24 protein-coding genes and 1 riboswitch are annotated in these 25,138 nt (G+C 74.9%); of the genes, 14 read left to right on the forward strand and 10 right to left on the reverse strand.

From position 1 onward, the window contains the following. Positions 1-54 precede the first annotated feature (54 nt). The 7 genes from HNR61_RS01260 to HNR61_RS01285 all read left to right on the forward strand — a co-directional run bounded on the left by HNR61_RS01260 (position 55) and on the right by HNR61_RS01285 (position 8,079). The gene (locus HNR61_RS01260) at positions 55-1,065 is read left to right on the forward strand and encodes an SDR family oxidoreductase (protein WP_182841264.1); all 1,011 of its coding nucleotides are present in this window, start codon (positions 55-57) and stop codon (positions 1,063-1,065) included. A gap of 157 nt (positions 1,066-1,222) precedes the next feature. Then, the gene (locus HNR61_RS01265; protein WP_182841265.1) at positions 1,223-3,019 is read left to right on the forward strand and encodes a thiamine pyrophosphate-requiring protein; all 1,797 of its coding nucleotides are present in this window, start codon (positions 1,223-1,225) and stop codon (positions 3,017-3,019) included. Beyond that, positions 3,016-4,122: an enolase C-terminal domain-like protein gene (locus tag HNR61_RS01270; protein WP_182841266.1), complete on the forward strand. Its 1,107-nt coding sequence runs from the start codon at positions 3,016-3,018 to the stop codon at positions 4,120-4,122. The genes HNR61_RS01265 and HNR61_RS01270 overlap by 4 nt, the downstream gene beginning before the upstream one ends. A 257-nt stretch (positions 4,123-4,379) precedes the next feature. Then, positions 4,380-4,575, forward strand: a riboswitch (cobalamin riboswitch). 57 nt (positions 4,576-4,632) lie between these two features. Further along, positions 4,633-5,616: an ABC transporter substrate-binding protein gene (locus tag HNR61_RS46590; protein WP_220508845.1), complete on the forward strand. Its 984-nt coding sequence runs from the start codon at positions 4,633-4,635 to the stop codon at positions 5,614-5,616. Beyond that, positions 5,613-6,650, forward strand: a complete 1,038-nt coding sequence (locus HNR61_RS46595) for a FecCD family ABC transporter permease (protein WP_312897707.1) — start codon at positions 5,613-5,615, stop codon at positions 6,648-6,650. Before HNR61_RS46590 ends, HNR61_RS46595 begins: the two co-directional genes overlap by 4 nt. After that, positions 6,647-7,423 carry an ABC transporter ATP-binding protein gene (locus tag HNR61_RS01280; RefSeq protein ID WP_182841267.1) on the forward strand — a complete coding sequence of 259 codons (777 nt, stop codon included), beginning with the start codon at positions 6,647-6,649 and terminating at the stop codon, positions 7,421-7,423. The genes HNR61_RS46595 and HNR61_RS01280 overlap by 4 nt, the downstream gene beginning before the upstream one ends. Continuing rightward, on the forward strand, positions 7,420-8,079 hold the full coding sequence (locus tag HNR61_RS01285) for a (2Fe-2S)-binding protein (protein ID WP_182841268.1): 660 nt from the start codon (positions 7,420-7,422) through the stop codon (positions 8,077-8,079). Before HNR61_RS01280 ends, HNR61_RS01285 begins: the two co-directional genes overlap by 4 nt. Here HNR61_RS01285 and HNR61_RS01290 read toward each other — a convergent pair. From HNR61_RS01290 to ybiA, 3 genes are all read right to left on the reverse strand, one after another. After that, positions 8,028-8,579, reverse strand: a complete 552-nt coding sequence (locus tag HNR61_RS01290) for a GNAT family N-acetyltransferase (protein WP_182841269.1) — start codon at positions 8,577-8,579, stop codon at positions 8,028-8,030. The genes HNR61_RS01285 and HNR61_RS01290 overlap by 52 nt on opposite strands. 80 nt (positions 8,580-8,659) lie before the next feature. Next, the gene (locus HNR61_RS49795) at positions 8,660-9,826 is read right to left on the reverse strand and encodes an alpha/beta hydrolase family protein (RefSeq protein ID WP_182841270.1); all 1,167 of its coding nucleotides are present in this window, start codon (positions 9,824-9,826) and stop codon (positions 8,660-8,662) included. Between the two features lie 47 nt (positions 9,827-9,873). Beyond that, the gene (gene ybiA / locus HNR61_RS01300; RefSeq protein WP_182841271.1) at positions 9,874-10,398 is read right to left on the reverse strand and encodes a riboflavin biosynthesis intermediates N-glycosidase; all 525 of its coding nucleotides are present in this window, start codon (positions 10,396-10,398) and stop codon (positions 9,874-9,876) included. Positions 10,399-10,570: 172 nt separating this feature from the next. Here ybiA and HNR61_RS46600 point away from each other — a divergent pair, with 172 nt between their 5' ends. Beyond that, complete coding sequence (locus tag HNR61_RS46600) at positions 10,571-13,003, forward strand: glycohydrolase toxin TNT-related protein (protein WP_220508846.1); 2,433 nt, start codon at positions 10,571-10,573, stop codon at positions 13,001-13,003. A 67-nt stretch (positions 13,004-13,070) separates the two neighbouring features. Further along, a complete protein-coding gene (locus HNR61_RS49800; RefSeq protein ID WP_312897708.1) occupies positions 13,071-13,883 on the forward strand; it encodes a VOC family protein in 813 nt (270 codons plus the stop codon). 210 nt (positions 13,884-14,093) lie between these two features. Here HNR61_RS49800 and HNR61_RS01320 read toward each other — a convergent pair whose 3' ends face one another. Next, positions 14,094-15,635, reverse strand: a complete 1,542-nt coding sequence (locus HNR61_RS01320) for an alpha/beta hydrolase (protein WP_246442065.1) — start codon at positions 15,633-15,635, stop codon at positions 14,094-14,096. 131 nt (positions 15,636-15,766) lie between these two features. Here HNR61_RS01320 and HNR61_RS01325 point away from each other — a divergent pair, with 131 nt between their 5' ends. After that, on the forward strand, positions 15,767-16,021 hold the full coding sequence (locus HNR61_RS01325; RefSeq protein ID WP_182841273.1) for a hypothetical protein: 255 nt from the start codon (positions 15,767-15,769) through the stop codon (positions 16,019-16,021). Positions 16,022-16,088: 67 nt separating this feature from the next. Here the strand turns inward: HNR61_RS01325 and HNR61_RS01330 are convergent, their stop codons facing one another. The 5 genes from HNR61_RS01330 to HNR61_RS01350 all read right to left on the reverse strand — a co-directional run bounded on the left by HNR61_RS01330 (position 16,089) and on the right by HNR61_RS01350 (position 20,272). Further along, positions 16,089-17,177, reverse strand: coding sequence for a trypsin-like serine peptidase (locus tag HNR61_RS01330; RefSeq protein WP_182841274.1), 1,089 nt, complete (start codon positions 17,175-17,177; stop codon positions 16,089-16,091). Positions 17,178-17,320: 143 nt separating this feature from the next. Beyond that, entirely contained in the window at positions 17,321-17,845 is a 525-nt protein-coding gene (locus HNR61_RS01335) for a hypothetical protein (protein ID WP_182841275.1), read from the reverse strand. A 332-nt stretch (positions 17,846-18,177) separates the two neighbouring features. Continuing rightward, the gene (locus HNR61_RS01340; RefSeq protein ID WP_182841276.1) at positions 18,178-18,732 is read right to left on the reverse strand and encodes a hypothetical protein; all 555 of its coding nucleotides are present in this window, start codon (positions 18,730-18,732) and stop codon (positions 18,178-18,180) included. A 122-nt stretch (positions 18,733-18,854) separates the two neighbouring features. After that, positions 18,855-19,481, reverse strand: a complete 627-nt coding sequence (locus tag HNR61_RS01345; protein ID WP_182841277.1) for a cysteine--tRNA ligase — start codon at positions 19,479-19,481, stop codon at positions 18,855-18,857. After that, entirely contained in the window at positions 19,478-20,272 is a 795-nt protein-coding gene (locus tag HNR61_RS01350; RefSeq protein ID WP_312897709.1) for a class I SAM-dependent methyltransferase, read from the reverse strand. The genes HNR61_RS01345 and HNR61_RS01350 overlap by 4 nt, the downstream gene beginning before the upstream one ends. Before the next feature lie 152 nt (positions 20,273-20,424). On the opposite strand from HNR61_RS01350, the gene HNR61_RS01355 reads away from it, so the two are divergent. From HNR61_RS01355 to HNR61_RS01365, 3 genes are all read left to right on the forward strand, one after another. Beyond that, positions 20,425-20,781: a hypothetical protein gene (locus HNR61_RS01355; RefSeq protein WP_182841279.1), complete on the forward strand. Its 357-nt coding sequence runs from the start codon at positions 20,425-20,427 to the stop codon at positions 20,779-20,781. 252 nt (positions 20,782-21,033) lie between these two features. Beyond that, positions 21,034-22,095 carry a hypothetical protein gene (locus HNR61_RS01360; protein ID WP_182841280.1) on the forward strand — a complete coding sequence of 354 codons (1,062 nt, stop codon included), beginning with the start codon at positions 21,034-21,036 and terminating at the stop codon, positions 22,093-22,095. A 47-nt stretch (positions 22,096-22,142) separates the two neighbouring features. Beyond that, positions 22,143-23,015: a crotonase/enoyl-CoA hydratase family protein gene (locus tag HNR61_RS01365; RefSeq protein ID WP_182841281.1), complete on the forward strand. Its 873-nt coding sequence runs from the start codon at positions 22,143-22,145 to the stop codon at positions 23,013-23,015. Positions 23,016-23,024: 9 nt separating this feature from the next. On the opposite strand, the gene HNR61_RS01370 is transcribed toward HNR61_RS01365, so the two are convergent. Then, positions 23,025-24,167 (reverse strand): serine hydrolase domain-containing protein, encoded by a 1,143-nt coding sequence (locus tag HNR61_RS01370; protein WP_182841282.1) that lies wholly within the window; start codon positions 24,165-24,167, stop codon positions 23,025-23,027. Between the two features lie 228 nt (positions 24,168-24,395). Here HNR61_RS01370 and HNR61_RS01375 point away from each other — a divergent pair, with 228 nt between their 5' ends. Further along, positions 24,396-25,136 carry a polysaccharide deacetylase family protein gene (locus HNR61_RS01375; protein ID WP_246441912.1) on the forward strand — a complete coding sequence of 247 codons (741 nt, stop codon included), beginning with the start codon at positions 24,396-24,398 and terminating at the stop codon, positions 25,134-25,136. The last annotated feature ends 2 nt before the right edge of the window (positions 25,137-25,138 follow it).

Here is a 25,138-nt window from a genome sequence, read left to right on the forward strand (position 1 = left end):
TTCCCCGGCGGTCAGCGGCAACACCACCACCGCACCGCTGGAGGAGGGACCGTGATGGCGGACGGCAGGGTCGTGGTGGTGACCGGGGCCAGCGGCGGGATCGGACGGGCCGCGGCGCGGGAGTTCGCGCGGCGCGGGTACCGGGTCGGGCTGCTGGCCCGCGGGGAGGCCGGGCTGAAGGCCGCCGCCGAGGACGTCGCGGCGGCCGGGGGCCGGGCGCTGGCGGTGCCGGTGGACGTGGCCGACTTCGCGGCCCTGCGGGAGGCCGGGGCGCGGATCGAACGGGAGCTCGGGCCCGTCGACGTGTGGGTGAACACCGCGTTCAGCACCGTGTTCGGGGAGTTCATGGACATCGAGCCGGAGGAGTTCCGGCGGGTCACCGAGGTGACCTACCTCGGGTTCGTGCACGGGACGCGGGTCGCGCTGGAGCTGATGGCGGAGCGGGACCGGGGCGTCATCGTGCAGACGGGGTCGGCGCTGGCCAAGCGGGGGATCCCGTTGCAGTCGGCCTACTGCGGGGCCAAGCACGCGATCCAGGGATTCCACGAGTCGGTGCGGGTCGAGCTGCTGCACCGGGGGAGCGGCGTCCGGACGACCATGGTCCAGCTTCCCGCGGTGAACACGCCGCAGTTCACGTGGGGCAAGGCGCGCATGCCGCGGCGGGCGCGGCCGGTGTCGCCGATCTACCAGCCGGAGGTCGCCGCCGGGGCGCTGGTGTACGCGGCCGAGCACCCCCGACGGCGGGAGTACTGGGTCGGCGGGAGCACGGTGGCGACGCTGGTGGGGCAGCGGCTCGCGCCCGCGCTGCTGGACCGGTACCTGGCCCGGACCGGCTACGGGTCGCAGCAGGGCGACGAGCCCGCCGACCCCGGCCAGCCGGTGAACCTGTGGCGGCCCGTGGACGGCGAGGGCGGCCCGGACTTCGGGGCGCACGGGCGGTTCGACGAGAGGGCGCACCCGCGCAGCGTCCAGTGGTGGGCGTCGCGGCACCGGTGGGCGTTGACGGCGGGCGGTCTCGCGGCGGCCGCCGGATGGGTGGTGGGGGCGCGACGACGGGCAGGATGATCAGCGCCGTCGGCGGACCGCGGCTCGTGCCGTCGATCGCGGTCCCCTTTCGGTGTTCGCGGGGCTGAATGGTCCCGGAGCTGGTGGGTAGGCGGGGTGGACGGGCACCGCCGGACACGCAGCGCGCATGCGACGAACACGGAAAGGGGTGTTGACGATGAGCGCCACGGTCGCCGACCACCTGCTGGAACGGTTGCGCGAGTGGGGGGTCGAGACGGTATTCGGCTACCCGGGGGACGGGATCAACGGTCTCCTCGCCGCCTGGGGCAGGGCCGGGGACCGGCCGCGGTTCGTGCAGGCGCGGCACGAGGAGATGAGCGCGTTCGAGGCCGTCGGGTACGCCAAGTTCACCGGGAGGGTGGGCGTGTGCGCGGCGACGTCCGGGCCCGGGGCGATCCACCTGCTGAACGGCCTCTACGACGCCAAGCTCGACCACGTCCCGGTCGTCGCGATCGTGGGCCAGACCGACCGCAGCGCGATGGGCGGCTCCTACCAGCAGGAGGTGGACCTGCTGTCGCTGTTCAAGGACGTCGCCAGTGAATACGTGCAGATGGTGACCGTTCCCGAGCAGCTGCCGAACGTCCTGGACCGCGCGATCCGGATCGCGGTCGCGCGGCGGGCCCCCACCGCCGTGATCATCCCGGCGGACGTGCAGGAGCTGGAGTACAGCCCGCCCGGCCACGCGTTCAAGATGGTGCCCTCGTCGAGGCCGGGGACGGAGCGGCCGCGGATCGCGCCGGACGGGGAGGCGGTGCGGCGGGCGGCGGAGGTCCTCAACGCCGGGCGGCGCGTCGCGATGCTGGTGGGGACGGGGGCGCGCGGCGCGCGGGCCGAGGTGGAGCGGGTCGCGGACCTGCTGGGCGCGGGCGTCGCCAAGGCGCTGCTCGGCAAGGACGCGCTGCCCGACGACCTGCCGTGGGTGACCGGGTCGATCGGGCTGCTGGGCACCCGGCCGAGCTACGAGCTGATGCGCGACTGCGACACGCTGCTGACGGTCGGGTCGAGCTTCCCGTACACGCAGTTCCTGCCCGAACTCGACCAGGCGCGGGGCGTGCAGGTCGACATCGACCCGACGATGATCGGGATGCGGTACCCCTACGAGGTCAACCTCGTCGGGGACGCGGCGGCGACGCTGCGGGCGCTGATCCCGCTGCTGGAACGCAAGACCGACCGGGAGTGGCGGGAGACCGTCGAGTCCAACGTCGAACGGTGGTGGGAGACCATGCGCCGGGAGGCCCTGGTGGATGCCGACCCGGTCAACCCGATGCTGCTGTTCCACGAGCTGTCGGCCCGGCTGCCCGAACGGGCGATCGTCACGGCCGACTCGGGGTCGGCCGCGAACTGGTACGCGCGCAACCTCAGGTTCCGCGCCGACACGCGGGGGTCGCTGTCGGGCACGCTGGCGACGATGGGGCCGGGCATCCCGTACGGGATCGGCGCGAAGGCCGGGCTGCCGGACCGGCCGGTGATCGTGTTCGAGGGCGACGGGGCCATGCAGATGAACGGGCTGGCCGAGCTGCTCACCGTCCGGCGCCACTGGCAGGAGTGGGAGGACCCGCGGTTCGTGGTGGCGGTCCTGCACAACAACGACCTCAACCAGGTCACCTGGGAGATGCGGGCGATGCAGGGGGCGCCGAAGTTCCCGCAGTCGCAGACGCTGCCGGACATGGACTACGCGGCGTTCGCCTCGGCGATCGGACTGGAGGGGATCGTGGTGGACAAGCCGGACCAGGTGGGGCCCGCCTGGGACCGGGCGCTGGCCGCCGACCGGCCGGTGCTGCTGGACGTGCACTGCGATCCGGACGTCCCGCCGATCCCACCGCATGCGACGTTCGACCAGGTGAAGGGCGCGGCGCAGGCGTTGCTGAAGGGCGACGAGGACCGCTGGGGCGTGCTCCGGGAGGGCATCCGGACCAAGGCCCAGGAGTTCCTGCCGCACCGGGGGAAGAAGTGAGCGCTGCCGGTGACCCGCTGGTGGGGTCGGTTCAGGCGGCGGCGTACACCGTGCCGACCGACCGGCCCGAGGGGGACGGGACGCTGGAGTGGGACGCCACGGACGTGGTGGTCGTGCGGGCCGAGGCCGAGGGGACGGTCGGCCTCGGCTGGGCCTACGGGGGGTCCGCCTGCGCGGCGGTCGTGGCCACGAAGCTCGCGGACGTGGTGCGCGGGCTGCCCGCGCTGGACGTGGCGGGCGCGTGGCAGGCGATGGTGCGCGCGATGCGCGACGACGCGCGGCAGGGCATCGCCGGGTGCGCGATCTCGGCGGTGGACGTGGCGCTGTGGGACCTGAAGGCGCGGCTGCTGGAGGTGCCGCTGCACCGGCTGCTCGGCGGGGTGCGCGAGAGCGTCCCGGTGTACGGCAGCGGCGGGTTCACGACCGATGACGACCGGCGGCTCGTCGCGCAGGTCGAGGAGTGGGTCGGCGCGCTCGGCATCCCCCGCGTGAAGATCAGGGTCGGGGAGGGCTGGGGGACGGCCGTCGACCGGGACCTGGAGCGCATGCGGCTGGTGCGGGAGGTCGCCGGGGACGAGGTCGACCTGTACATGGACGCGAACGGCGCCTACTCGCGCAAGCAGGCCGTCCGGGTGGCGCGCGCGGCGTGGGATCTGGACGTCGGATGGTTCGAGGAGCCGGTGTCGTCGGACGACCTGGAGGGGCTGCGGGTCGTGCGGGACGCGGTGGACGCGGACGTGACGGCCGGGGAGCACGGGTACGACCTGGCGTACTTCCAGCGGATGTGCGAGGTCGTGGACTGCCTCCAGGCGGACGCGTCGCGGTGCGGCGGGATCAGCGAGTGGCAGCGGGTCGCGGCGGTCGCGGCGGCCCGCGGGCTGGAGGTGTCGGGGCACTGCGCGCCGCACCTGCACGCGGTGGTGGGCGCGGCGACGCCGAACCTGCGGCACCTGGAGTGGTTCCACGACCACGTGCGGGTCGAGTCGCTGTTCTTCGACGGCGTGCTGGAGCCGGAGGGCGGGGAGGTGCGGCCCCGCGGGGACGCGATGGGGCACGGGCTGACGTTCCGGGAGGCCGACGCCGAGCGCTACCGGGTGCGGTGAGGACGCGGCGGCCTCCGGCGCCCCGGCGCGCGCCGATGACCGCGGAACGCGACGGGTCACCGCTATCTCCGGTGGGATGGCGGACTCGGAGGCGACGCGGTTCATGGGCGCGACGGCGCGGGAGGCCGCCGGCCGGGCCGGGCGGCGGGCGTCCCTGTCCCGCGGCCGTGTCCACTTCCGGAACCGCCGGGGGCGGGATCGGTGGGGTTCGGGTGCGTGTGCGCGCCCGGTCGGTGCGATGATGGCGCAGGAACGAATCGATCGCGGCCGACGCTCGTGTCGGCCGTGAAGCGGGCGACGGCGGAACGAGGAAGCCGGTGGAAATCCGGCGCGGTCCCGCCACTGTGATCGGCGAGCGGATCCCGAACGCGCCACCGCCCCCGTCGGGGGGTGGGAAGGCCGGGACGAGCGACGACCCGAGAGCCAGGAGACTCACGCCGTCGCCACCTCGACGAGTCCGGGGCGGATCTCCCCGGGGAGGAGTGTGGAACGGCTGTGTCTGCTGTGCGGATGCCGGGGCGTCGCGCCCTGGCCGCGCTGGTCGCCCTGATCGCGCTGGGAACGAGCGCCGGGTGCGGGGGCGGCGGCCCGGCGCGGAGCGACACCGGGAGGACCGCGGCCGGGTTCCCCGTGCGGATCGACAACTGCGGCGTCACCACGACCTACCGGCGGCCGCCGACGCGCGCGGTGACGTTGAACCAGCACACCACCGAGATCATGCTCGCGCTCGGGCTGGAGCGGTCGATGGTCGGCACCGCCTACCTCGACGACCGGATCCTGCCCGAGTACCGGGGCGCCTACGGGCGGATCAAGGTGCTGGCCCGGGAGTACCCCTCCTACGAGACGCTGCTGGCGGCCGAGCCGGACTTCGTCTACGGCGGGTTCACCAGCGCGTTCGCCGACAAGGACGGGCGCGGGCGCGGGACGCTGGCCAAGGCCGGGATCGACAGCCACCTGAGCGTCGAGTCCTGCCCGAAGGGGCCGGTGACCGTCGAGACCGTGGACACCGAGATCCGCGCCATCGCCCAGATCTTCGGGGTGCGCGACCGCGGCGAGCAGGTCGTCGCGCGGATGCGCACGACGCTGGAGGGCGTGCGCAAGCGCGTCGCGGGGGTGCGCCCGCCCAAGGTGTTCGTCTACGACAGCGGCGACAAGACCGCCTTCACCGCCGGGGGCGGGGGCGTCGGCAGCGACCTGATCCGGCGGGCCGGGGGCGCCAACGTCTTCGGCGACCTGCCCAAGGCGTTCGGGGACGTGTCGTTCGAGCAGGTCGCCGAGCGGGCCCCCGACGTGGTCGTCATCTACGACTACGGGAGGACGGGCGTCGAGGAGAAGAAGCGGTTCCTGCTGGGGAACCCGGCGCTGAAGGACGTTCCGGCGATCCGGGACCGGCGGTTCGCGGTGCTGCCGCTGTCGTCGACCGTGCTGGGCGTCCGGGTGCCGGGGGCGGTGGAGTCGCTGGCCCGCCAGCTGCACCCCGAACGCTTCCGGTGACCGGCGCGGCGACGCGGCGGGCGCCGTACCCGCTGGTCCTGGCCGGTCTGGCGGCGCTCGTCGTGGCGGTGGGAACGCTGGGCGTCGCGGTCGGGTCGGTCCGGATCCCGGTGGGCGACGTGTGGGGCGTCCTGCTGCACCGGCTGCACCCGGCGCTCGCCGAGCCGACCTGGCCCGTGGTGCGCGAGACGATCGTGCTGGACGTGCGGCTGCCGCGCGTGCTGATGAGCGCCGTCGTCGGGGCGGGGCTGGCGGTGTGCGGGATGGCGTTGCAGGCGCTGGTGCGCAACCCGCTGGCCGACCCGATGCTGCTGGGGATCTCCTCGGGCGCGACGGTCGGGGCCGTGCTGGTGGTGACCGCGCACGTGACGGTGCTGGGGGCGTTCTCGCTGCCGTCGGCGGCGTTCCTCGGGGCGCTGGCCGCGCTGATGCTGGTGTACTTCCTGGCGCGCGTCGGCGGGCGGATGACGACGGTGCGCCTGGTGCTGTCGGGGGTGGCGACGGCGGAGGTGCTGTCGGCGGTGACCGGGTACCTGGTGGTCACCTCCGACGACCCGCACGCGGCCGAGTCGGCGCTGCGGTGGATGCTGGGCGGGCTGGCCGGGACCACCTGGGGGATGGTCGCGGTCCCGGCGGTCGCGGTGCTGGCCGGGACGGTCGCGCTGGCCGGGACGGCGCGGTGGCTGAACCTGCTGCTGGCGGGCGAGGAGGCCGCCACCGCGCTGGGACTGGACGTGCACCGGTTCCGGACCGTGATGTTCGTGCTGGTCGCGCTGGTGGTCGGGACGATGGTGGCGGTGAGCGGCGCCATCGGCTTCGTCGGGCTGATCATGCCGCATGTGGTGCGGCTGCTGGTGGGCGCCGACCACCGGCGGGCGCTGCCGGTGGCCGCGCTGCTGGGGGCCGCGTTCCTGATCGTCGCCGACCTGGTGGCGCGGACGGTGATCGCCCCGGAGGAGGTGCCGGTGGGGATCCTGACGGCGCTGGTCGGCGGGCCGTTCTTCCTGTGGCTGATGCGGAGGCGGACGGCGTGAGCGCGGACGCGGGGACGCTGCGGGTCGAGGACGTCTCGGTGGCCGCCGGGGGGCAGACGCTGGTGGACGGGGTGACGCTGGAGGCCGCCGCCGGGGAGGTCGTCGGGCTGGTCGGGCCGAACGGGGCGGGCAAGACGACGCTGCTGCGCACGCTGTACCGGTCGGTGCGGCCGTCGTCGGGGCGGGTGCTGCTGGACGGCGAGGACGTCCGGCGGATGCCCGGCAGGCGGCTGGCGCGGCGGCTGGCGGTGGTGGCGCAGGAGAACCCGGGCGAGTTCGCGCTCACCGTCTACGAGGTCGCGGCGATGGGGCGGACGCCGTACAAGCGGGCGTTCCAGGGCGACGACGCCGGGGACCGGGCCGCGGTGACCGAGGCGCTGGCGGAGATGGGGGTCACGGAGCTGGCGGCGGCGCCGTTCGACCGGCTGTCGGGCGGGGAGCGGCAGCGGGTGCTGATCGCGCGGGCGCTGGCGCAGCGGACCGGGACGCTGGTGCTGGACGAGCCGACGAACCACCTGGACCCGCGGCACCAGCTCGACGCGTTGCGGCTGGTGCGGCGGCGGGGCGTGACGGCGGTGGCGGCGCTGCACGACCTGAACCTGGCGGCGGCGTTCTGCGACCGGATCTGCGTGCTGGACCGGGGACGGCTGGTGGCGTCGGGGGCGCCGGGCGAGGTGCTGACGGCCGGGCTGCTGGCCGAGGTGTACGGGGTGGAGGCGGAGGTGGCCGAGCATCCGCGCCTGGGGACCGTGCAGGTGACCCTCCTGCCATGAGCGTCCCGGCGGAAGCGGCCCTGGCGGACGTCGCGGGGCTCGGGGGTTTCTTCGCGGTGACGGTCGGCGGGGACGGCGCGGGCTGGCACCCGGTGGGGGAGTCGTACGCGCGCGGGCTGGCGGACCTGGTGGCGGAGCGGCACGCCCGGTACGGGGCGGAGGAACGGGTCGCGGCGTCGATCGCGCAGCTGGGTCACGCGGCGCGGCTGTGGTCGCCGGTGCTGGCGTGCGCGCTCGCCCACGGGATCGTCCTGGACCTGGCGGGCCTGGAACGCGCCGACGACGGGCCGCGGCTGCGCCTGCCGGTCGCCCGGGGACGGCCCGTCGGGGAACGCCTGGTGGAGGACCTGTACGAGCTGGTGGTGGTGCGGCACCTGGAGGCGCTGGCGGCGGGGCTGCGGGTGAAGGTCGCTTCCGGCCTGCTGCACGGGAACGCGGCGTCGGCGTTGGCGGAGGCGGGGCGCGCGTTGGCGCGGGCCCGCCCGTGGCTGCGCGCCGACGCGGCGCGGCTGGTGGGCGGGCTGCTGGAGACGGGGCGGCTGGCGGGCGCCGGGCGGCTGACGGGGCCCGGCCTGGGGTTCCGGCGGCGGAGCTGCTGCCTGTACTACCGGGCGCCCGGCGGCGAGAAGTGCGGCGACTGCGGCCTGGCCAGATAGACCAGCAGCCCGGGGACGGCGCGGTGGCGGGTCATCGCCAGCTTGCGCATGACCCGTTCGGACGCCCTGTTGGCCGGGGCGCAGCGGGCCACCACCAGGGCGATCCTGACGCGCGTGAACGCCTCGTCCAGGACCGCCCCGGCCGCCTCGGGGGCGGTGCCCCGGCCCCAGGCGTCGGCGACCGCCCACCAGCCGATCTCCAGGGCCGGGTCGTCGATGCCGGGCAGGGCGTCGTCCAGCCAGCTCAGGGAGACCACGCCCAGGAACGTCGCGTCGGCGGCGTCCAGGACCGCGCGCCAGCCGAAGCCGTGCCGGGACCAGTGGTCGAGGGCGCGGCGGTGGCGTTCGGCGGCGTGGGCGCGGGTCCAGGGGCGCTGGCCGGGATGGCGCGCGACCCGCGGGTCGCCGGTCATCGCGGCGAGGTCGGCGGCGAAGTCGTCCCGCCAGGCGGGCAGGAGCAGCCGTTCGGTGCGCAACGGGAGCGTGGCCACGTCGTTCACCCGACCGAGGCTAACCGCGTCCGGGGCCCGCTTCCGGGGATTGCGTCAGCAGACCCCGCGACGGTGGCCCCGCGCGGACCTCACAGCCTGGCGGTCTTCCGCAGGAACGTGTCCAGCGCCGCCTCGTAGCCCCGCGGGTCCACGTTCCAGCCGTCGGTGTGGTCGGACTTCATCGACACGTGCGTGACCAGACCGCGGGGGGCCCTGCGGGCGAACTCCTCGGACGGGGCGTTGTCCACCATCTCGTCCTCGGTCACGGTGTACATCAGGACCGGGACCTTCAGGCGCGCGGCGTACCGGCGCTGGTCGAAGTCCTTCAGGTCGATGCCGGTCCGCAACTGGAGGATCTGCTTGGCGGCCCACGTGACCGGGGAGGGCAGGCCGCGGTCGGCGCCCTGCTTGTCGAGGGTGGCGCCCCAGTCCATCACCGGCGAGTCCAGCACGACGCCCTGGACGCCCTCGGGGACGGCGCGCAGGGTGCGCATCACCATCGCGCCGCCCATCGACCAGCCGTACAGGATCACGCTCGTCGCGCCCCGCGAACGCGCGTAGGCGATGGCGGAGGCCACCTCGTTCCACTCGGTGTGGCCCAGGTTGTTGCGGCCGTCGGGGCTGGCGGGGGCGCCGGTGTCGTTGCGGTAGGCGATCGACAGCATCGGCAGGCCGGTGCGCCGCACGGCCCGCATCGCGCGGAACGTCTCGGCGCGGTCGGCGTTGTGGCCGTGGACGGCGATCACCCAGGGGCGGTTCAGGCCCGCGCCGGGCAGCAGCCAGGCGGGCATCGGGCCGAGCTTGGAGGGGTAGGTGACCTGCTCGAACTCCAGGCCGAGGGCCGTCCTGGGGTCGCCCGCGTAGACCCAGTGGTCGATCACGGCACGCGCCCCCTTGACCGGGGTGCCCTGGACGGCCCGGTCGATCCTCCGGGTGACGGTGGTGGCGGTCGCCGCGGTGACCGGGCCCAGGATCGCCCGGCCGCCGGACCACTCCAGGCCCCACACGCCCGGACGGAGGGTGCCGGGGTCGCGGGGGAGGGTGACGGTGCCGTTCCCGGCGTCCAGGATCGTCAGGTCGTACTCGCGGCCGTGCTCCACCTCGGTCGCCACACCCGAGAAGTACCAGCCGACGCCCGCGACCGCCGCGACCGCCAGGAGGGCCAGCGCGACGACCGCCGCGACCAGCCGGCGGGCCAGGCGCCGGCGGCGCGGGGACGGTGCGGGGGCGGTGGGGGCGTCGGTTTCGGTGGCCACGGGACCTGACGTTATTCGAGGCGGGGGCGGGGCGGGTAATCGAGGGGTTATCCGGCCAGCTCGGCGCGGGCGTCCATGAGGGCGAAGCCCAGCAGGTTCAGGCCGCGCCACTGGGACGGCTGCTGCGCGCGGGGGTCGTCCTCGGCCAGGCCGATCCCCCAGACCCGGTCCACCGGGCTGGCCTCCACCAGGATCCTGCCGTCGGTGGCCACGAGGTATTCGCGCAGGTCGTCGTGGGCGGAGAACTTGGCGACGTTGCCCCGCACGACGATGTCGTAGCGGTGCTCCTCCCAGGTCCGCTCGTCGAAGCCCCTGATCTTGCGGCCGAACGCCTTGGCCCGGGCCGGGTCCGGCTTGGCGAGGATGTCGGTCAGGACGTCCTCGTCGCCGAACAGCCGCGCCTTCTCGGCCATCATGTAGTGCTCGGCCGTGGCGTAGCGGACACCGTCGACGGTGAACGGGGAGGGCCACCACTGGCTCAGGCAGCCCTTGCGCTGCTTGCCACCCCAGAACAGGACGAACTTGGGCAGCGTGCCGCGCTTCTCCAGCGTGATCAGGTCTTCGGTGCGCATGCCTACGAGCCTGGCGAACGTTGTGCTGGTTTGGCAAAGGTATTGGTCGGTGTCATCTGTCGTGCTCTTTGGAGATGTTTTGGTGGCTCTGCGGGTTCGAGTGGTCGCGTTTCGGGTGGATCGATAGCCTTCGGGGCGTTGCGGACGGTCCAAAAGGGGGCGACTCTCGGTGGTGGCGGAGCACAACGGGCTCGTCGAGGAGCTGGAGAGACGGATCGCGCGTCTCGTGCGTTCCGCCGCGCCCCCGGAGTGGACGCGCGCCGACCTGCACTGCCGGGCGAACGTCGCCACCCGCGAGGCGTCGCTGAGCGCGCACCTCGGGGAGTCGCGGATCGCGGTCGTGGAGAGCGTCCCGGAGGAGCTGGGCGGCCTGCTGGACGAGCTGCGGCGGGCCTGCTACCGGTCGGAGGAGGGGACCTGGTTCTCGGTCGTCTTCTTCGTGGAGCCGTCGGGGTTCCAGGTCCTCTACAACCGGGAGTTCGATCCGGGGTGGGAGCCCCCGATCCCCGAGGAGTGGTGGCGGCGGGACCAGGTCGTCATGCCCCGGGACGCCGCCCACGTGCCCGGCTGGCTGCGGGACCGGATGGAGGGGCGGGAGCCGTCGCCCGGCGCCGGTGACGTCCCCGCGCTGGGACCGGTCGAGCAGGCGGAGGTGCTCTCGGAGGGGCTGGCCGGGCTGGTCGCGGACCAGGCCCCGCCGCTGTGGGAGAAGGTCTTCGGGTACTACCAGGCGGCGGGCGGGCACGTGGAGCTGCCGCCGCTGATGGTGGCCCTGGCCGGCGGGCGCATGGAGATGTGGACGCCGCCCCCGTCCGTCGCGGCCCTGCTGGAACGGCTGCGGGGAGGAACGCACGCGTTCCAGGGGGACACCTGGTCGCGGATCGACTTCGAGGTCCTGTACGAGCACGGCGGCGTGCGGTGCCGGGCGGGCTTCGTCTACGACGAGGACCCCGCCTGGAGCGCGGTGCCCTCGGGGGAGGACGTCCGGCGGGAGCTGGAACGCCACCCGCGCGAACGGGTGCCGGAGTGGATGCGGCGGGTGCTGGGGGCGGCGGAGCCGTCCGCCGGAGGGTTCCGGAAGGCGCGGGTCTTCGACCACGGCGATCCCGAGAGCGGGCGGCCGGTGGTGACGCGCCCCGCCGTTCCGTGGCACGAGGTCGAGGACGTGGTGGCGTACCTGCGGCACGCGCCGGTGGTGCTGGGGGCGCGGTCGCTCGCGCCCGACCGGGTCGAACCGGAGCGGGGCGAACGCGTGCCGCTGACGTTCCACACCGACGGCACCTGGGTGTGGTCGGGGGCGGTCGGCTACTACCTGGAGCAACACGGGGTCCCGCCGGAGGCGGACCTGGTGGCGCACATCCGCGCGCGGGGCTTCCGCGTCCCGGAGGTGAGCGACGCGGAACGCGAGGCGGCCCGCGCGGCGGTGACGGGCGGCCGGGACGCACCCGCACCCGCGCCGATGACGATGGTGGACTCCGCGCCCGCCGCCGGTCGCGCGCCCTCGGTGGAGTTCGCGCCTGCATCGAAGGCCGTCGCGGAGCCGGTGCCCGCGCCGATGACGATGGTGGACTCCGCCCCCGCCGCCCGTCGTGAGCCCTCGGTGGAGTTCGCGCCCGCGCCGGAGGCCGTCGCGGAGCCGGTGCCTGAGGCGGGTGGGGCTTCCGGCAACATGCCCGCGCCCGGCGCGATGACGATGGTGGACCCGGCGCCTGCTGCCGGTGGTGCGCCTGCGGTGGAGTTCGCGTCCGCGCCGGAGACCATCGCGGAGCCCGTGCCGGGGGGCGGGGGAGAGCGTGCTTCCGGCGGCGGGCCCGCGGACGAGCCCGTGGCCGGGGAGGGGCGCGGGGGCGCGGACGGCTCCGGTGGTGATTTCAAGGTCGCGCCCGTTCCCGCGCCCGCCACCACCGTCGCGGAGGGGCTGTCCACCGCCGTGTCGCTCGGCGCGGTGCCCGAGACCCTCGTCGACGACGGGGAGCCCCTGGGGAAGCCCACCCCCACCAAGGTGTGGCTGACGCGGTTGGACCGCAAGCTTGAGGAGCTGGGCGTCGACCCGGCCCGCTACCGGGTCAGGGGGACCGCCGAGGACGCCTGGTGCCTGGTGGTGGAGGACGGGCGGTGGGTCGTCTTCTACCTCCAGGACGGCGAGCGGCACCACGCGATGGCGTTCGAGGAGCCCGGCCAGGCCGTCTCCTACCTGCTGGGCAGCGTGCTGCTGCGGCGTCCGGGATCCCCCGAGCCGAAGGAGCCGTCGCCGCCGCCCGAGGAGGAGGAACGGATCGGGTCCCTGCCCGGAGAGCCGCCGCTCAGCCTCTTCCGGGAACGGCGGATCGTCGAGCTGCCCGCCGGAACGCGCGTGGACCGCCACGGCAGCCCCGCCGGGAACGTCGTGTACATCGCCCGCACGCCGTTCCCGCACCGCTCGCTGCCCCCGGACTGGGAGGAGCGGCCCTACCACGTGTACCGGACCGAGCAGCCGCTGCGGGTGCTGACCGGGACGGCCGTGCCCTGGTTCGGCCAGCCGGGCGGCGGCGTCGCGTACGTGCTGCCGTGTTCGGTGGCCGAGCTGCTGGCCGACGGGTTCCTCGTCGAGGGCGAGGCTCCCTGACGGCGGGCGGTGAGTTCCGGGGGCGCGCGGAGTCCATTTCGGGAGAGACCGCGAACGTGGAGGACGCATGACCCCGAATATCGGAAGCATCCTGCTGGCGAGCACCGACCCCGCCCGCCTGCGAGCCTGGTACGAGCGCGCCTTCGACGTGCGGGCGGACGGGGACGGGTTCCTGCCCCTGGGCGAGGTGGGGGTGCTCGTCGACGGCCGCGAGGACGTGGCCGAACGGGCCGCCGAGCCGGAGCGGGTGATCCTCAATCTGCACGTCGCCGACGCGCGTGCCGTGGCGCGGCGGCTCGACGCGCTGGGCGTGGAGTGGGTCGCCGAGCCGGAGTACCGGGAGGGGGCCGGGGCGTGGTTCGCGACGCTGCGCGACCCCGATGGCAACCTCGTGCAGATCATCGAGCTGACGCCGGAGTACTGGACCGCCCGCCGCGCGCGGCTGGGAACGGGGAGCGTCGGCCCGCTGGCCGGCGCGTCGGTCGCGGGGCGGCTTCCCGCGCTGGACCTCGACCGGGCCCGCCGGTTCTACCGGGAGAAGCTGGGGCTGGAGCCCGTCGAGACGCGGCCGGGCGGCCTGCGCTACCGGTTCCCGGGCGGCGAGTTCGCGCTGTTCGCGTCCGCCGGGAAGCCCTCCGGTGAGCACACCCAGCTCTCCTGGCACGTCGACGATCTCGAACGGACCGTCGCCGAGCTGCGCGAACGCGGGGTGGAGTTCGAGGAGTACGACCTGCCCGGCCTGCGCACCGTCGACGGGATCGCCGAGGTCGAGGGCGACTACCCCTCGCACGGCGGGGTCGGTGAGCGCGCCGTGTGGTTCCGCGACAGCGAGGGGAACCTGCTCGGCATCGGCCAGTCGCTTCCCGCGCCCGGGCGGTGAGGGGCGAGGCGTGGGGGGGGGGGGGGGGGGGCGCCCCCCCCCCCGGGGGGGCGCCCCCCGCCGTGCCCCGGGGCGCGGGGGGGCGCCGCGGGGGGGCCGGGGGGGGGGGGGGGGCCCGGGGGGGGCCCCCCCCCCCCCGGGGGGCCCCCGGGGGGGGGGGGGGGGGGGGGGGGGGGGGGGGGGGGGGGGGGCCCCCCCCACGCCGGGGCGTCAGAAGCGACGCGGCTTCGCCGGGCCGCGGCTGCTGCCGCGGGCCTCGGTGAAGTCCGGGGCCACCGCCGGGCAGGTCGCCCCGAGGCGGGGGGTCTTCCCGCTCAGCAGGTAGGCGTCCACCGCCTTGCGGGAGCACGGGCTCAGCGTGTACGCGCCGTGGCCCGCGCCGCGGTAGGTCAGCAGCGAGGTGCGCGGGATGCGCAGCGTCGTGCTGACCGCCCACGGGTAGACCGTCACCGGGTCGGCCACGGCGTTCACGACCAGCGACGGCGGGGCGTTCCGCACCCGGTAGGGGCGCTGCGGGTCCGTCGCGGCGGGACGGCCGAGGCAGGCGGTGATCGCCTCCCAGCCCAGCGGGTTCAGCCGGAGGTGCGGCGCGGCCCGGCGGGTCTCGGCGCGGACCGCCGCGAGCGCCCTGTGGTCGCGGATCGGGAACGACCAGTCCGCGCACAGGATGCCCGCGAACCTCCCGTCGGCCGCGACGGCCTCGGCGGTGCCCGTCCTGATCCGGCGGACCTTCTGGCGGGACAGCTCGCGCAGCTCCTCGCCCAGCTGCGCCCAGGAGATCGGGTCGTAGGACGACGCCCGGACCATCTGGGCGAGGTCGGTGGCCTCCAGGCGTTCCTTCGGGTCGCCGATCTCGTGGAGGGTGCCCTTGTCGGCGCGGGCCATCAGGCCGTCCAGGACCTTGACGGCGTCCTTGCCGCGCAGCGCGCAGTGCTTGGACGTGCGGCACCACCGCGCGAACTGGCCGTAGGCCGCCTCCAGCCCGCGGGCCTCGTCCACGGAGAAGCGGGCGGCGGTGTTCACCGTGTGGTCCATGGCGCCGTCGAGCGCCAGGCCGCGCAGGCGGGTGGGGAACAGCTCGGCGTACCGCTGGCCGAGCCACGTCCCGTAGGACACGCCGTAGAACGACACCTTCTTCGCGCCGAGCGCCGCGCGGATCGCGTCCATGTCGCGGGCGACGCTCCCGGCGCCGAGGAAGTCGTACAGCGTCCCGGTCTTCGCGCGGCACGCCTTGTACAGGGCGGCCTGGTACTTCTTCAGCTTGTCGAACTCGGCCTGGTTGCGCGGATACGCGCGCGGGGCCTTGCCGACCTTGCCGCACTTCACCGCGCGGCTGCCGCCGGTGCCGCGCGGGTCGAAGCCCACGATGTCGTAGCGCTGCCGGACCTGCTTGGACAGGCCCGCGCGGTCCAGCGCGAAATCGACGCCCGAGCCGCCGGGGCCGCCCGGGTTGACCAGCAGGACGCCGATGCGCTTCTTGGGGTCGGTGGCCTTGGCGCGGGCGACGGCGAGCTTGACGCTGCCGCGCTTGGGGTTGGACCAGTCGATGGGAACGGTGAGCGTTCCGCACTGCACGGTGCGGTCGTCGGGACACTTGCGCCAGGAGATCTTCTGGGCGGCGGTGGTGACGGGGGCGGTGGCGGGGGACTGCGGCCGTTCCGGCTGGCGCGGTGCGGCCTGCGCCGGGCCCTGGACCAGGAACGCGGCGGTCAGCGCGACGCCGCCGAACAGGACTCCGGCGGTTCGGCCCATACGGGTCACGTGGGGGGACTCCCTGTTGTCGCGGGGTTCACGGGGTCAGGGGAGATTGTCGTGACGACAGATCACGAAAGCGTCATCTTCTAGGATGAATTTCCGGGTCCATCGATCCCCGGGGAGGGCGTATGAACCGGCGCAGGATCGCCGTCCTGGCAGGCGCGGCCGCGATGGCGGCGGGCGCCGCCGTCGTGGGCCTGGCGACCGCGGGGCAGGCCGGCCGCGAACGGCGCGGCCCCGACGAGCCGGCCGGCGGCGCCGCCGTCGTGCACGAGGTGCGCGAGAGGCCCGAGGACGTCGCGGAGTACTGGACCGAGGAGCGCATGCGGGACGCCAGGCCCGTGGACATGCCCGAGGGGCCGACCGGCGACGGCCGCCCCTGACCCCTTCCGAACGCGGAACGCCCCCACGGGAACCCGTCCCGCGGGGGCGTTCGCGTGCCCGGTCAGGTCAGCCGGAGATCTTCTTGTAGACGCTCACCGCGGCCGAGCCGTGGTAGGGGGAGTACATGTTCAGGTTCTTCAGGTTGTGCATGCTGTTGATGCCGAAGATGCGGCCCAGGCCGTTCTTCTTCATCCCGGCGATCCACGGGCCGCCGCTGGCGCCGTTGCCCATGGTGCACTTCAGTCCGAGGCCGGTGCTGCCACCGCCGTAGTTGACGGCGAAGGTCCTGCCGGAGCAGTACCAGAGGCGGTTGCTGTTCATCGGCTTCTTGGACGGCAGGGCGCGGGCCGGGTAGCCGAAGCTGTAGGACGAGTACTTGCGGCCCTTGTAGTTGAACGCGTAGCCCTGGCTGCCGGTGTAGTACTGGATGCCCTTGCCCCGGTACTTCTTCACCGTGAAGGCCGCGATGTCGTAACGCGCGTCGCCCTTGGTCTTCCAGCCCGGCAGCGCCACGATGCTGTCGGCGTACCACTTGCCGTAGGACTTGCCGTCCTTGTAGTCCGGGCGGAACAGGAAGTTGCGGTAGTAGCCCTTCTCGCCGCCCTTGCCCTTGTGGACGCAGTGCCCGGCGGTCCAGACCGTCCGCTTGTTCTTGGCGGTGATGACCGCGGCGCTGCAGGAGTACTTGTTGCCCTTCTCGTCGGCGAAGAACAGCTTGCCGACCGTGCGCGCGGGGGGCTTGCCGTGCCGGGTCCACTGCCGGGCGGTGGTGACGGCCTTGGCGGAGACGCCCGCGCTCTGCGCGCTGAGCGGTTCGGCGGAGTCCTCGGGCAGCGTCGGCGCGCCCTGGAGGGACGGGCCGTCGTTCAACGCCCTGATCTGGGGCGCGGCGGCCGGGAAGGCGGCGGCCCGGGGCTGGCGGTGCTCGGCCGCGCGGATGGCGGCCGGGGTCCAGAACCTCTCCACCTCCGTGGAGTCCTGCGGGAGCTTGAAGATCTCCGCGCGGGCGTCGGGATCGGCCGTGGTCTGCGCGCCGGCGGAGGCGGCCCGCTGGGGCTTGGAGTCGGACGTGGCGGCGACGGCGACGCCGCTCGCCACCGCGACGGCGCCGAGCGCGCAACCCGCGATGAGGAGACGAGGCGAGGGGAGACGCAACCTGCTGCTGCCTTCCGGGAGGGAACGATCGGTTCTTTCGATCGGGAAAGCAAAGCAGGATGGGGCGAAAGGGGCAAGGGTGATAGATGGTGACTAATGCCTCTTAGTCCCCTTGTGTCGGTTTTTGGTGGTCTTTTGAAGGGTCAGGGGGTGGTTCCGGTCTGGATCTCGGAGACGCGGAGGGCGACCGTTCCGGAGGCGGGCAGCGGGTCGAACGAGCCGCCGGGAGCGTCGCACGCGCCACGGCAGGTCCAGGCGACGGCGTAGTGGACGGTCGCGGTGACGGCGAACGGGCCGGGCGTCGCGCGGGCGAAGGCGTGGGCGCAGGAGGCGCCGGTGGCGCGGCGGGTGTAGGGAACGCCGGGTCCGTCGCAGGTGAGGGTGGTCTCGCCGAGGTCCCAGGTGACGTGGGTGGGGCGGCCGGTGATGGTGACGGCCTGGCCGTCCACGGCGACGGAGGCGGACCGCGTCCGCCAGGAGATCCCGTCGATCCACAGGTGGGTGGGGAACCTGACCCAGGTGCGGCCCCGCGGGCTCGTCCGGGGACGCGGGGGAGGCAGCGCGATCGCGTCGCGCGCCATCTCGGCGACCGCGGCGGTGGGGGTCCTGACGGGGGCGGGGACGGAGACGGTGATGCAGTGGTCCGCCCCGCCGGTCGGGGCGCACATGGGCGTGATGGTGTCGCCTCGCGGACCCCCCGGGGCGGGCCGCCCGCCGCGGGCCCCTCCGGCCCGTGGCATGGCGGTCCGGCCCGGAGAGGAGGCGCTGATGCCGCACAGCCACCCCGCCCCCGGCGTGCAGGAGGCGTCGGCGGGCGCGAGCACGGCACCGGGCGAACGCCCCGCCGCGCTCCCGGACGAGGCGAGGGCCGCCGTGGGCGGCGAGGCGGACGCGGTGACGAGGAAGGGCGTCGTCAGGAGGACGAGGGACGGCGTCAGGCGTGGTGTCGGCATCGGGGTCCTGGGGCGAGGGGCGCCGCGCGGGCGGGTGGCCGGGGCGGTCAGCAGTGGGCGTTCCGGGGGGTCGTCAGGGCGGCGACCTTCCAGATGCCGTGGGCCTTGGTCAGGGTCGCGTGAACGAGGTGACGGCGCGGGCGGGGCGCCGGGCCGACGCGTTCGCCGGTGCGGGCGCGGTAGGTCCAGGGGCCCGACGCGGTGACGCAGTCCACGATCTCGGCGGTGCCCGCGCCGTGGCCCGGGCCCTCGCGGAGGGCCGTCAGGGTGGGGCGGGGAACGGCGTGGCCGCGCTGGACCACGCCCGCGCGGCGGTTGCGGCGGACCCGGTTCAGGAGGCGGGCGGCGGCCGGGCCGGTGGCGACCGCGGGGACGCGGCGCGGGTCGCCGGTCTCCAGCGTGTACTCGACGACCTCGTGGAACAGGCGGTAGCGGCCCAGCGGCGAGCCGTCGCCGCGCGGGGTGGAGACCGGGGACGCCGGACGCGGCGGCGCGGGGGCCTCGCCGGGGCGGAACGCGCCGGACGGCGTGGCCCCCGCCATCGCGCAGCCCCCGGCCAGGAGCAGCGCCGTCAGTAGAACGCCGATCTTGTGCTTCGCCATCCGTGTCCGCCCGTGTCCCTTCCGTCGTCGGTGCACGTTAGCGACGCGGAACCGGCCGGGAGGGGCGGTCGGGAGAACGTCCGGGTGTGGCCGCCGGTCGGTGGTTCGCCTGGTTGGGGGTGTTAGGCGGTGCCGATGGCGGCGACCACGTCCAGGCCGAGGAGGAGGTCGACGTGGACGAACGTCTCCAGCTTCGCGCCCGGCGGGATCTCGCCGGACCCGGCCAGGCGGTCCAGGACCGCCAGGGCCTCGGGAGTGTCCAGATCGGCGGCCAGGGCGTCCTCCGCCTCCGCCGCCGAGGGGCGGTGCATCGGGCGGCCGGGGGAGGTCGCCCATTCGGCGACCAGGCGGCGGTACCGCGCCAGGCGGTCGGCGGCGGACCGGAGCGTCTCGGGGGTGAGGGCGACGGGGACCCGGTAGGGGGCCTCCAGGAGCGCCAGGCGTGTGACCAGGGGGTCCGGGTCCGGGGCGCCGGTCTCGTTGGGGACCAGCAGCGCGCCGGGGGCCGGGGCCGGGGAGATCAGGACGTCGGCGGTGTCCGGCGCGAGGCTCTCGGGGGCGCGGACGTTGTAGTCCGCCGGGTCCGCCGGGAAGCGGGCCGCGGCGGTCAGGCGGACGCGGTGGCGGCGGCGTTCGGCCACCCGGCGCAGGACGTCGGCCACGACCAGCGGGCGCAGCCCCGCCCCCGGGGCCAGGTGAACGTGCACCGCCCGGGACGTCAGGGCGTGCGGGCCCACGTGGAGCGTCATGGCGCGCTGCCGTTGAGGGGCGGGCCCTCGGGCATCGGGGCCGTGCCGTCGGGCTTGCGGACCGCCGCGAAGCGCAGCCGGACGTAGTCGGCGACCCAGCCGGACTCGCGGCGCAGGGCCGGGGCCGCCAGCTCGTTGACCCGTTCCAGGAGGGGGTCCACCAGCTCCGGCGGGACGTCGGCCAGGGCGCTGCGGGCGTAGACGCGGACCCAGTCGGCCGCGCCGTCCGGCCCCTCGACCATGCGGGTGGGGCGGTCGGCGTGCTCCAGCAGGCGCACGGTGAACCCGCCGTCCTCCAGCCGCGTGGCGTACTCGGCGGGGCTCGGGAAGTACCAGGGCAGGTCGGGCTCGCCCAGGCCGAAGACGCGCCAGGCGGTCTGCATGGCGACGATCAGCTCGGCGCAGTTGCCGGCGCCGCCGAGCTCGCCGACGAACCGGCCGCCGGGCCGCAGCGCGGCGTGCACCTGCGCGATCACCGCGTCGGGGTCGCGGGTCATCCAGTGCAGGGCGGCGTTGGAGGCCACCGCGTCGTAGGGCATCGCGGTGGTGAACGTGTGCGCGTCCCCCACCGCGAACGACAGGCCCGGGTACAGCGCCGCGGCCTGCGCGATCATCTCCGGGGCGGCGTCGATGCCCAGCACCTCGGCTCCGCGCTCGGCGATCTCCGCGGTGAACGTGCCGGTCCCGCACCCCAGGTCGATGATCTTCTCGCCGGGCTGCGGGTCGAGCAGGTCGACCAGCGGTGCGCCGTGCGCGGAGACGTACCCGAAGGCGGAGTCGTACGTCGTCACGGCCCAATTCACTGTGGCAATTTATCCGAACAAATCCCGGGGCCGTCACCGGTGTCCAGCATCTGACATCGTTAGGTGATCTGTCTCACGTCCCCGGGGCGGGGGTGCGGGCCCGGTCGGCACGGCCGGCGCCGAGTCGGTACCGTCGAGGCATGAGCGGGGAGAACACGGCGCGGACCGAGGTCCGGATCGTGGGCGCGGAGCGCCCGGACGGCCTGGAGTTGCGCACCCTCGGTCTGGCCGTGCGCGGGCTTCCCGAGCTGCGCGTCACCGGCCTGCCGCCCTATCTGGGGCAGGGCTGGGCGCGGGTGCTGGGGCTGGTCGCCCAGCGGCTGGCCGCAAGCGGCCGCCGCGCCCCCACCGAGCTGGAGCTCGCCGAGGACGTCACCGTGCTGCTGGCCGTGGACAAGAACGGCGTGGCGGTGCTGCCCCCGCTGGGCTTCCGCGGCCCGGTGAACGACTGGCGGCGCGACCTGCTGGTCCGGCTCTTCCCGGAGGCGTCCCCCTGACCCGGACGCGCTGACCCCCGAGGGGCCGCGCGCCTTCCGTGACCGGCCGCCCACGGTCCGTGACCCCGGCGCCGGGAAGGGCCGCGCCCCTCGGCCGGCCGCCGCCGGAGGAGGTCACCCCGCGGTGAACGCCCCGGGACCCCGGGATCCACGAAGGTCGCGGTCCGGTGACGAACGGTGGCAGGGGGCGTGCGGGTGCGGGAGGATGCCGGGGCGGTCGGGCTTGATGCGGCTTGGAGAGGATCGTCCGGGATGACCACTGAGGCGGAACGGCAGGACACGACGGCGGCGTACGAGGTGCGCCCGCCGCGCGGCATGCTGTGGTGGGCGCTGCCGGCGCTGGTGGTCTCGGCCGCGCTCGCGCTGTCGTTCCTGGTCTACGACGGCTACGGCGTGATCACCATGGGGCTCGCCGGGCTGGTGGGCGTGCTGTACTTCGGGCGGCTGTGCAGCCTGCTGCTGCGCGGGCGCACCGTGGCCGACGGCAAGGGGCTGGCCTACGGCCTGCACGGCTCGTCCCACCTGCTGCGCTGGAAGCAGGTCAAGGAGCTGCGGACGCTGTCCACGCCGTTCGGGCGGCGGGTCGTGGCCGTCCGCAAGGGCGGGACGGCGGGCGTCGTCGCGCTGGCCGCGCCCCGCGAGGGGCTGCTCGGCCGCACCCCCGACTTCGACCGGGCCCTCGCCGACCTCACCGCGCGCTGCACGGGCAAGAAGGTCCGGGTCGAGGCGGCCAGAAGCATCGGGCCCGTCGGCGCGCTGGGGTGGACGCTGGGCCTGCTGCTGGCGGTGCAGCTGGTGGAGTTCCCCTGGCAGGAGACCTGGTGGCCGGGGAACAAGGAGGCGGGCACGCTGCCGCGGGCCTGCCGGGTCGTGGACGAGGGCACCGTGCGGGGCCTGGTGCCGGGGGCCGTGAACGACGACCGGTTCCACGACGACGGCGACCCGTTCCAGGCGTCGGCGTGCCACTGGGGCGTCGCCGGGCGCAAGGAGGGGCTGGAGCTGCGGCTCCAGCGGTACTCGCGCGAGGGCGGCAGCGGCGGCACCGCCAACGCCCGCGACCGCATGCGGACCTTCCTCCTGCTCGCCGACTCCCGTCCGGTGCGCGGGGTGGGCGAGCAGGCCTGGCAGGTCACCGAGCCCGGCGGCGCGGAGCAGGCCGCGCCCGACGGCCTGCGGCGCGTCCAGCTGCTCGGGCGCCGCCACAACGTCGTGGTGCTGGTCGACTACACCGCGCGGAACCGCCCCGCCGACGAGATGGAGCGGGCGGCGGCGGACCTGGCGCGGCGGGCGCTGGGCCAGGTGAGGTTCGGCTGAGACGGCTTCCTAGAATCGGCTTCTAAATCGCGAGTAAGGGGCCGCTGGTGTCGTACACCGAGATCGAGTACAGCGTTGCGGACGGGATCGCCACGATCACCCTCAACCGGCCGCACCGCATGAACGCCTACACCTACACCATGCGCAACGAGATGCTCGACGCGTTCGACCGGATCGACGCCGACGACGCCGTGCGCGCGGTCGTGGTGACGGGCGCGGGCAGGGCGTTCTGCGCCGGCGCGGACCTGGGCGGGGGCGGCGCCACCTTCGACCAGGAGAAGTCGAAGGAGATGTTCGCGGGCGAGCAGGACGTGCTGGAGGACGGCACCCCGCGCGACGGCGGCGGCACCGTCGCGCTGCGCATCGCCCGCTGCCTGAAGCCGGTCATCGGGGCGTTCAACGGCGCGGCCGTCGGCGTCGGCGTGACGATGACGCTGCCGATGGACGTGCGGCTGGCCAGCGAGAAGGCGAAGTTCGGGTTCGTGTTCGCCCGCCGCGGCATCGTCACCGAGGCGGCCTCGTCGTGGTTCCTGCCACGCCTGGTCGGGATCGCGCAGGCCATGGAGTGGGCGGCGACGGGCCGGGTGTTCGACGCGCGGGAGGCCCTGGACGGCCGCCTGGTGTCGCGCGTGTACGCCCCCGACGAGCTGCTCCCGGCCGCCTACGCGCTGGCCCGCGAGATCGCCGACAACACCTCGGCGGTGTCGGTGGCCGCCATCCGCCGCCTGATGTGGTCGGGCCTGTCGGCCCCGTCGCCGTGGGACGCGCACGTCGCCGACTCCCGGCTGATGGCCGCGCTCGGCGGCGCGCCGGACGCCAACGAGGGCGTCACGTCGTTCCTGGAGAAGCGGCCGGCGGAGTTCCCGATGCGGATCTCCACCGACCTGCCGCCCCAGGTCCCCGACTGGCCCCTGCGCTGACCGGGCCGGTCAGGCCGCGTACCGCCAGAGGTCGCGCAGCAGCGGCGGCGGCGTCGGGCTCGTCAGCGCCTGCTGGGTGAGCACGATCGCCGCCGTCCCGGTCGCCGGGACGAGGTGGGCCGCCGCGCCGCTGCCGCCGACCCAGCCGTAGCGGCCCGGGACGTTCCACGGGTCGATCCGCGCGACGTCCACCGATCCGCCGAACCCCCAGCCCTGGCCCTCCAGGAACGGCTCGCCCTCCTTGCGCTGGGTCCCGGTCAGGTGGTCGGTGGTCATGAGCCGCACCGACGCGGCCGACAGGACGCGGCGGCCCCGGAAGGCGCCCTCGTCCAGCAGCATCCGGTGGAACGCCAGCAGGTCGTCGGCGGTCGAGACCAGCCCGCTCCCGCCGGAGGGGAACGCGGGCGGGCGCGTCCACCGGCCGTCGCGCGCGTCGACCACCTCGCGGCCGTTCTCGCCGGACCCGTAGAGCACGGTGAAGCGGTCGAGCTCGGCGGCGGGCACGTCGAAGCCGGTGTCGTCCATGCCGAGCGGCGCGAACAGCCGCTCGCGCAGGAACTCGGGGAACGGCCGCCCCGCCACGCGGGCGACCAGCACGCCCAGGATGTCGGAGCAGGTCTGGTACAGCCACGCCTCACCCGGCCGGCACAGCAGGGGGATCTTCGCCAGCGCCGCCGTCCACTCGTCCGGCGGCGGGTAGTCGTGCGGGAGCAGCGGGTTGCGCTGCACGGTCTCGAACAGCGCGGCCGCCGCCGGGAACGTGAAGTCGGCGGCGAACCCGTACCCCGCGCGGAACGTCAGCAGGTCCTCCACCGTGATCGGCCGCTCGGCGGGGACGGTGTCGGTCACCGGGGACGACGGGGTCCGGACGACCCGGGGCGCGGCCAGCTCCGGCAGCCACCGGTCCACCGGGTCGGGCAGCGCCAGCAGGCCGTCGTCGACCAGCAGCATCGTCGCGGCCGCGGTGATCGGCTTGGTGAGCGAGGCGATCCGGAAGATCGAGTCGCGGGCCATCGGGAGATCGCCCGCCAGATCGGCGTGGCCCACCGCCGCCGCCTCGGTGCGGCCCCCGCGGGACACCAGGGCCACCGCCCCGGGGACCGTGCCGTCGTCCACCCGGGCCCGCAGGACGGAACGCAGATCGCTGCTCATCGACTTCCTCTCCACCGTCGTGATCACGGGGTGGACCGGCGCGGGGCCCCGAAATCATCGGCGGCCTTTGCCGTTCCCGGACGTGTCCTTGGCGGCGCGGCGGCACGCGCCCGGGAATGGATCTTGTGCGAAGCCTGGGCATGCCTATACGGACCAAGGGGTACGAAGTGCGCACGGCAACACTTTCGGGGGTAAGTGGTGCGTGTGACCAGGGGGACGGTACTCGCGATGGCCGCGACGACGGCCATGGTGGCGGGCTGCGGAGGCATGCGGGCGGGGCAGATCGTCGCGGCGCGGAGCAGCGTGCCGGCGGCGGGGAGCCCGTCCACGCCGACGCCGACGCCCACCCCGCCGCCGCCCCGCGCGATCGACTGCGCGCGGACGCCGTGCGTGGCGCTGACGTTCGACGACGGGCCGGGCGAGCACACCGGGCGGCTGCTGGACGACCTGCGCAGGGAGGGGGCGCGCGCGACGTTCTTCCTGCTGGGCCAGAACGTCGCCCCCCACCGCGACCTGGTCCGGCGCATGGCCCTGGAGGGCCACGAGGTCGCCAACCACAGCTGGTCGCACCCGCAGCTCACCGGGATGTCACCGGACGCCGTGCGGTCCCAGGTCCGCCGCACCAACGAGGCGGTCCGGGAGGCGTCGGGGATGACGCCCACCCTGTTCCGCCCGCCCTACGGGGCCACCGACGGGAAGGTCGCGCGCGCCGTCGGCATGCCGCAGATCATGTGGAGCGTCGACACGCTCGACTGGCGGGACCGCAGCGCCGCCCGCGTCGCCCGGATCGGCGTCCGCGAGCCGGGCAAGGGCGGCATCGTGCTGCTCCACGACATCCACCGGACGACCGTCGAGGCGGTGCCGCGCATGCTGTCGGGGCTGAAGAAGCGAGGGTTCACGCTGGTCACGGTGTCGGAGATGTTCCACGGCAAGCAGCTCAGGCCGGGGCACAAGTACAAGAACCGCTGAGC

The organism is Actinomadura kijaniata (assembly GCF_014138665.1).
In the GTDB taxonomy this organism is placed as follows: Bacteria; Actinomycetota; Actinomycetes; order Streptosporangiales; family Streptosporangiaceae; genus Spirillospora; species Spirillospora kijaniata.

Excerpts from the sequence above, each read along its gene's own strand:
- HNR61_RS01325 (WP_182841273.1), top strand. The coding sequence starts at position 15,767 with ATGAACCGGCGCAGGATCGCCGTCCTGGCAGGCGCGGCCGCGATGGCG.
- HNR61_RS01260 (WP_182841264.1), top strand. The coding sequence starts at position 55 with ATGGCGGACGGCAGGGTCGTGGTGGTGACCGGGGCCAGCGGCGGGATC.
- HNR61_RS01355 (WP_182841279.1), top strand. The coding sequence starts at position 20,425 with ATGAGCGGGGAGAACACGGCGCGGACCGAGGTCCGGATCGTGGGCGCG.
- HNR61_RS01265 (WP_182841265.1), top strand. The coding sequence starts at position 1,223 with ATGAGCGCCACGGTCGCCGACCACCTGCTGGAACGGTTGCGCGAGTGG.
- HNR61_RS01375 (WP_246441912.1), top strand. The coding sequence starts at position 24,396 with ATGGCCGCGACGACGGCCATGGTGGCGGGCTGCGGAGGCATGCGGGCG.
- HNR61_RS01320 (WP_246442065.1), bottom strand. The coding sequence starts at position 15,635 with ATGGGCCGAACCGCCGGAGTCCTGTTCGGCGGCGTCGCGCTGACCGCC.
- HNR61_RS01370 (WP_182841282.1), bottom strand. The coding sequence starts at position 24,167 with ATGAGCAGCGATCTGCGTTCCGTCCTGCGGGCCCGGGTGGACGACGGC.
- HNR61_RS01340 (WP_182841276.1), bottom strand. The coding sequence starts at position 18,732 with ATGGCGAAGCACAAGATCGGCGTTCTACTGACGGCGCTGCTCCTGGCC.
- ybiA (WP_182841271.1), bottom strand. The coding sequence starts at position 10,398 with ATGCGCACCGAAGACCTGATCACGCTGGAGAAGCGCGGCACGCTGCCC.
- HNR61_RS01335 (WP_182841275.1), bottom strand. The coding sequence starts at position 17,845 with ATGTGCGCCCCGACCGGCGGGGCGGACCACTGCATCACCGTCTCCGTC.
- HNR61_RS01285 (WP_182841268.1), top strand. The coding sequence starts at position 7,420 with ATGAGCGTCCCGGCGGAAGCGGCCCTGGCGGACGTCGCGGGGCTCGGG.
- HNR61_RS49800 (WP_312897708.1), top strand. The coding sequence starts at position 13,071 with ATGACCCCGAATATCGGAAGCATCCTGCTGGCGAGCACCGACCCCGCC.
- HNR61_RS01360 (WP_182841280.1), top strand. The coding sequence starts at position 21,034 with ATGACCACTGAGGCGGAACGGCAGGACACGACGGCGGCGTACGAGGTG.
- HNR61_RS01345 (WP_182841277.1), bottom strand. The coding sequence starts at position 19,481 with ATGACGCTCCACGTGGGCCCGCACGCCCTGACGTCCCGGGCGGTGCAC.
- HNR61_RS46590 (WP_220508845.1), top strand. The coding sequence starts at position 4,633 with ATGCCGGGGCGTCGCGCCCTGGCCGCGCTGGTCGCCCTGATCGCGCTG.